Here is a 7,439-nt window from a genome sequence, read left to right on the forward strand (position 1 = left end):
GGAACTAACCTGATTTGTAAGTGAGCTTGTGAAGCTTAAGTGAACAGCATTGGTTAAAATGTAAAGGATATCATTCCACTTTCCCTAAGATGTAAATCAAGAATGAACAAAATCCAGCGTTTTTGGCAGACATGTCTATTCATATTGAAAAAGTATTCGGGCTGTTTTTTTCTTTTTCAGGCAGTCTCTGTTCGGGCAAAATACAGAGAAAACCGCAAAAGAATATGGATTTGAATGTCGAAAACCGGAGAAAAAAGAAGGAGTAAAAATGAAAAAAGCTGCTAAGCTGACCAGCGCGTTTCTTTCGCTGCTGCTCGGCGCCAGTCCGCTGTTAACGACGACCATCCCGGCCGTAGCCAACGAAGCCAGAGCCGGGCAGGATGACGCACTGACCGGCGAAGTTATTGACGTCACGGAATACGGTGCGGATCCGTCCGGATACAAGGACAGTTCCCCTGCCATCATCGAGGCCATTGCTGCGGCCAAGGAAAAGACGGATGCAGGCGAGTCTGTCACGCTTTCTTTTCCAAAGGGCGAATACAATTTCTACCCGGACAAGGCCACGAAAAAACTGCTCTACCTGTCCAACACAACCGGTGCGAATACCAGCGCATCGCAGCGCACCATCGGAATCTGTATTGAAGACATGCAGAACGTTACCATCGACGGCAACGGTTCCCGTTTTGTTTACCACGGCAAGATGACGCCGTATGCGTCGATTTCTTCGGAAAATGTCGTATTCAAAAACTTCAGTATCGATTACGCGGCACCAACCTGTCTGGAAATGACTGCGGTTGTGGTGGACCAGGCTGCAAAAACGATCACGTACCACATTCCGGAAAGTCTGACCTACACTCTGGATGGAACGAACATCAACTGGAGTTCAGACAAATCGCCCTATACCGGTCAGCCGTACTGGACTCAGGCGAACTCATACAGCTATACCCAGAGCTTTGACGCGGTAAGCGGCGATGCGTGGCGCGGAAGTTCGGATCCTCGTTCCGGTGCTTCAAGCATTGAAGATCTTGGAAACCACATGCTTAAGATCCACTATTCTTCCATGCCGGACATTCCGGCTGGCCGCGTTTATCAAACCCGCAACACGCTGCGCGATCAGACCGCAGGAACGCTGGCGTATTCCAAAAACGTCACCCTGCAGAACATCGAAGAAAACTACGTTCACGGTTTTGGCATCATCGTGCAGATGTGCGAAGACATTACGCTGGACGGCGTTATCTTCGATACGCCGGACAACTCCGGACGCGCAACGTCCTCAAGTGCCGATGACATCAACATTTCCGGTGTCAAAGGAAAAATCACGATCAAGAACTCCCGGTTCCACAATCCGCACGATGACCCGATCAACGTGCATGGAACATTTCTGAAAGTCACAAACGTAGATGGAAACAAAGTCACCGTGGAATACCAGCATAACGAGACATCCGGTTTTCCGAACTACTTTGTCGGCGACAAGATTGAGTTCTCCGAAAAGGGAAGCATGGCGCCAGTAGCCAATTCTACCCGTACAGTTACGGCAGTCAGCTCTCCGGATGGCAAAGGCGGCTGGATCGGAGAAAATACCGGTTCTCTGGGCCGCATCGTCCTGACGCTCGATGAGGCGGTGCCCGATGGCATTACCGCCAACAACTACCTGACCGAAAACATTTCCTATACGCCGGATGTCGACATTCATGACAACGTCTTTGACGCCTCGCCGACGCGCGGAATTCTCTGTACGACCCGCGGCAATGTCCAGATTCATGACAACATGTTCAACCGCATGAACATGGCGGGCATTTACATTTCCTGTGACGGTCAGTCCTGGTATGAATCTGGCCGTTCGACCAATGTGAACATCTATAACAACACATTTATCAACGGCAACTCACAGGACATTTTCATTGATCCGACTAACCCGAACGTTTCCAAGGACAAGCCGGTTCATCACAACATCAACATTGAAAACAATACGTTCTATACCGAAGGCCATAAAGTACTGGATGCTAAGAGTACCGAAGGCATCACGTTCAAGAACAATACCGTTCTTCGCTCGCAGCCGTTCTCTTCGCTCAGTTTCACAACCACAAGCGATGAGATGACAGTGGGCGATACGATGGTTCCGACAGCCACAATGGGAATGAACAAGTATACTTCCAACCTGTTCTCCTTTAACGGCTGCTCGAATATTAAATTTGAAGGCAACACCTATGATCCGCAGCTGCGCCCGGGCATTGACTTTGGCGGAGGAACAAATGCGGCTGACGTCACATCCACCGACCAGACCAGCGCGTCTCTGAACCAGAACCTGCCGGAAGATGCCAAAGCCTACTATCTTTCCAGAGATCCATCCGTGATTTCCACCGATGCCGCCGGCAACCTGATTGCGGAAGGCCCAGGTGAAGCCACCATTACCGGCTATGTCATCAGCGGAACCCGTAAATTCGAGATGGGAAGCAAAACCATCACCGTTACCGGCGATGCGTCCACATCGGATGCGACGATCGCCGTATCCAGCAATAAAACGGTCCTCAACGGCGGAGAAACCGCCAAACTGAGCGCCACAGTAACCGGTGCTGAAGAAGGAACGAAAGTTTCCTGGATCGTTCGCGACGCCTTTACCGGACAGGAAACCGATGGGGCAACCATTACCGAAGACGGCACCCTTACCGCCGGCAATGCAACATCCATCGTCCGCGTAACGGCAAAAGCTGCAGGCACTTCCGCAAGTACCTTGATCCAGATCAATGGTGCGCGTGAATACAAACTGAGCGATGCGCTGAGCGTTCTGCACGCAGCCGAAAGTGATTCGGACCTGTCGCGTGTCGTTTATGGCGACGGCACGATCAAAATGCCTCTGCTTCCTGTTGGTCTGTATCAGCAGCAGGCCGCTGCACATACGCTGGGAACGGCAGTACCAGAAGGTATCGATAAAACAGACTTTACTGTAACAGTAAAAGCCAGCACGCCAGACGGCAACGGAAACTGAGGCTACAGCGGCCTGTATCTCTTTAAGGATCAGGACAATTACGTCTCAGTAGAAAAGAAGAGCCGCGACGGCTCGAGCAATGTCTCCGAGCGCATGGCCATGGTCCGCGAAGTCAGTCAACATGCAGCGGAAACGTGGAATGGCGGCACGGAAGGCGACGGTGAAAACCTGAACACCGCTGCGGATGTATGGTATCGAATCGTTAAGAAAGACACTACGATCGAAGGCTACTACAGCAAGGACGGCGAAACCTTTAACAAGATCGGTCAGGTAGACGGCGCATTCCTTGGAGATGACTTCAAGATTGCACTGGCGGCTGGATCGAACGCTGTCTCGCCTGTACCGTTTGTTACCTATTCCGGACTCACCGTAACGAGCGGCGAGACGGTGAAGAATATTGCGCTTACACAGGAAAATACGCTTCCTGCTCTGACTTCCGCTTCGTGCGCACTGAACGGCAAGACGCTTTCCGTCAGCGCCGAAGGCCAGAGTGCAGGTACCGGACTTGCTGTTCTCTGGGAAAAGGCTGACAGCAAAGACGGTCCATGGACACCGGCCGATTCGCTGACCGGAACTACGCCGGCGGTCGGCAACAGCCTGGCGGGCAAATTTATTCGCGCCAAAGTCTATCAGAAAAAAGGTTCGGCTCTGTCTGCGCCAGTAACAACCGCAGCGGTACAGACAGAAGCGAAACATACCGTAACGATTAATACGCCTGCAGAATCTGTCAAAGCAGGAGAAAACGCGACCTTTACCGCTACGGCTTCGGATGAAAATGCAAGCATCGCCTGGAGTGTCTGTGACGCCTTTACGGGTCAGGCCACAACGGCAGCCACGATCAATGAAAGCACCGGTGTGCTGAGCGGCGTTTCCAGCGGTCTGGTTCTTGTTACTGCGACGACGGGCAGTGCGAGTGCAAGCACGCTGGTAAAAATCGAAAAAGAAGCCTATGGACTGGCCGATGGCGTAACGATCGCACATCGAGCAAGCGCAGACTCCTCCGCTTCGGGTATTGTTCCAGGTGAATCCGGACTGAGCATGGCTCACTGGCACTTTGGTCTGTATCAGCAGCAGACTCCGGGTCATGTAGTAACGTTTGAACTCCCAGATGGCGTTGATGCTGAGCACTTCTCCATTGATGTCAAAGCAAATGCGCCGCAGGGCTCCGGCTACTGGGGTGCGAGCGGTCTCTACCTTTTCAAAGATGCGGACAACTATATTTCCGTGGAACGAAAGAGCCGTTCAAATACAAGTAATGAACGAGAAGTCATGGCGCTTATACGCGAAGTAAATCAGAGTGCAGCTGAATACTGGGATGACGGCAATGTAGATACCGCTCCAAGCATGGCCCACATAGATAATGTCTGGTATCGCCTCAGTCGAGACGGCAGTACGATCACAGCCGCCTACAGTACGGACGGAACTACCTTCAAGACGATTTCTTCCAATACAGACACAAGTTTCCTCGACGGTGAGAGAACCATCGCTCTGGCCACAGCGACTGGAAACAACGACAGTCATCCGGTAACGACGTTCAGCGATCTTTCCATTACCAGCAATGGCGAGACCAAAGCCTTTGCCCTGACAAGGAAAGTTGAACTTGCCGCACCGACTTCAGTTTCGGTTACGGATGATGAAGAATCGCAGACTCTCCATGCATCGGCAAATACAGACAGTGCCAATGGTTCGATTTCCTACGTATGGCAGAGCGCCGGCAGCTTAGACGGTCCGTGGACGGTTGAGACCGGCCTGCATGGCGACAATGCGCACTACGATGACAAACTGAATGGAAAGTATCTGCGTGTTCTCGCCTATACCGTTGAAAACGGCATCGTAGGTCCAGCAGCAGAATCGGCTGCGGTACTCATTAAGAACGCTCAGGAAGTGGAAAATCCTGCAGCAACCAAGGAAAGCAGTGAAACACGTCTTGGCAAAGCCCAGGTCAAAGTCGCTGACGCAAAAGACTTCAGCAGTCTCGAGCTTTCCCGTCAGTACTGGTATCTGTTCGCGGATGAAGATCAGGAGACGATCTCCTATGACTTCGCAGCCCTTGCACCGGATGCCAAAGTCACAGTCAGCTTCAACAACAAGCCGGTCGATGCCAAGGCGGATGATGTAAAACTGTACGCCGGCTTCAACCTGTTCGAAATTTTCGTTACCGCTAAAGACGGAACGATTAAGGATTACCGTCTGCAGGTATTCCGCTCCGGCGATGGCGACCAGTCGGTCAAGACCCTTATAGTCAACGGTGCAGAAGTCGCAATTCCAGAAGACGGAAAGGTTCGCGTCGATGTCGATTCCACGGCCACAAGCGCGGCTATCGAAGCCGAAGCGAATTCGAAGCGCAGCACGATCGAATACTTCCTCGATGGCAAGAAGCTCGACAACCCGATGATTGACCTTAAGGACGGTCCGAATAAAGTGATTGTCGTCTGCCACAGCGAGGCACTCCAGATGCCGAACTATGTCGAAGTCAACGTCTACAAAGCGACAAACGCAGACTGCAGCCTGAGCGGCGTGGATTTCGGAGCGAATGCGTCCCTTACCGAAACCTTTGATCAAGCCGTTGACACGTATACGGGTTCGCATTTCGGTCTGCTCATTCCGTTCACTTTCACCGCGACCAACGCCAATGCGAAAGTTGAAGTCTTCAAGGGCGACACGCTGATTAAGAGCGGAACCGGCAGCGTAACCTGGAATACAAACGGCTCGGCTGAAGATCCAACCGAGATCAAAGTCAAAGTCACCAGCCCCGATGCGTCGGCGACCAAGACGTACAGCTTCACCCTCACGCCAGCCGACGGCTATTACGCATCGGAACTGCCCTGGACGAAAGCCGAAACCGGCTGGTCCGGTCACAACCCGCAGCGTGATCTCAGTGTGGAAGGCAATGTGCTGACCCTCTTTGACGGAACGAAAGATGTTACATTCGCCAAAGGGATCGGTACGCATTCTGCCGCGAGCGGAGATGTAGATATCGATATCGATCTGAGCGGCAAGCAGGGACTCGATCACTTCTATTCCAAAGTCGGACTGGACAAGGAAGCCGCTTCGGCCAGCCCGAAAGTCAAGTTTACGGTTCTGGCCGACGGTGTAGAACTTGGCTCGGTCGACAACCAGACGCGTGAAAAGAAGTACGGCGAAATCGACGTGGATATTCCAGCCGGAACGAAGACGCTGACGCTGCGCGTTACCAACCGCGCGGACGGAAACTCCAACTCGCATGCCGACTGGGCTGAAGCCAAACTGACGAAGAAAGCGGAAACCCCGCTCCATCTGAGCGCTCAAATTGATCCATCCTGCAGCGGAACCGGAACGGTGACTGCATTGGAAGGCGATCTGGCCGCCGGTCAGTGGGTAACCGTCAAAGCGGAAGCAGCCGAAGGATCCCGTTTCGTTCGCTGGACCAAAGCCGATGGAACGGAACTGAGTACGGATGCGGAATACACGTACCAGATCGCAGCCGACACCGCTTCGATCCTGGCCGTATTCGAAAGCACAGACGGCAAGCTCCCGGCTCCAACAGGACTGACGGCGACGCCGTCCCGTGAAAACGGTGTACTGGGCGCTACCCTCAGCTGGAATGCGGTAGAAAACGCAAATGGCTACACCGTAGGCATCACCATGCCAAACGGCATGCATTTCGAAATGCCGGGAAGCGAAACGTCCATGCCGACCGGTCTGACCCGCAAAGGTACCTGGACCTGGACCGTTACTGCCAACGGCAGCGAAGAATCCGGAACGCTTGACAGTAAACCTGCCGAAAGCAAGATTCAGGTTATCGGTGTAACCTTCGATACGCAGATTGAGGGCGAACAGAGCAGTGAAGCGCTCTACGTTGCCGGATCCCCTGTTGAAAAACCGGCTGATCCAGAACGCGAAGGCTATACGTTCAGCGGCTGGTATACCGATGCGGATTGCCAGAATGCGTTCAGCTTCGAAACCGAGAAGCCGGCAGCCGAAACCACGCTTTACGCGAAGTGGACCAAAGACGAAGAGCCGACACCGGAACTTGACTGGACGCTTCTGAATGCGGCGATTGATAAGGGCAATGCGATCAACGCAAAACTGGCATCCTACTCCGATACCGGCAAGAAAGCCTTCACCGATACGCTGGCCTTGGCAAAACTGCTCAAAACCAGTAAGAACACAACGCAGCAGGAGATTGACGCAATGGCTAAAGATCTGGCTTCCAAAGAGCTGGCTCTGCGCCTGACGCCCGACAAGAGTCTGCTGACGAAGTAATTCATTCGTGCTTACCAGACGTTCTGGAGGATTTAGACTTTTTCCACCACTTTTGACGAACCAGAATGTCTGAAGCAAATTGCGGCGGTTCACGCCTGCAGAGAAAACTGCAGGACGAACCGCCGCTTTTCTGTATCCAAAAAGAGAAAGGAAAGTAAGTGTCAAACAATCGACGGGTATACGCGAGACTGAATATTAGATACGCTAA

The 7,439-nt window shown here is 52.6% G+C and carries 2 protein-coding genes; both read left to right on the top strand.

The features are described 5' to 3' along the window. Positions 1-268 precede the first annotated feature (268 nt). On the top strand, positions 269-2,986 hold the full coding sequence (locus Q2J39_RS10075) for a hypothetical protein (protein ID WP_288340550.1): 2,718 nt from the start codon (positions 269-271) through the stop codon (positions 2,984-2,986). A 93-nt stretch (positions 2,987-3,079) separates the two neighbouring features. Continuing rightward, a complete protein-coding gene (locus tag Q2J39_RS10080; RefSeq protein ID WP_288340548.1) occupies positions 3,080-7,231 on the top strand; it encodes an NPCBM/NEW2 domain-containing protein in 4,152 nt (1,383 codons plus the stop codon). The last annotated feature ends 208 nt before the right edge of the window (positions 7,232-7,439 follow it).

The organism is uncultured Allobaculum sp., assembly GCF_948576815.1.
Classification (GTDB): Bacteria; Bacillota_I; Bacilli_A; order Erysipelotrichales; family Erysipelotrichaceae; genus Allobaculum; species Allobaculum fili.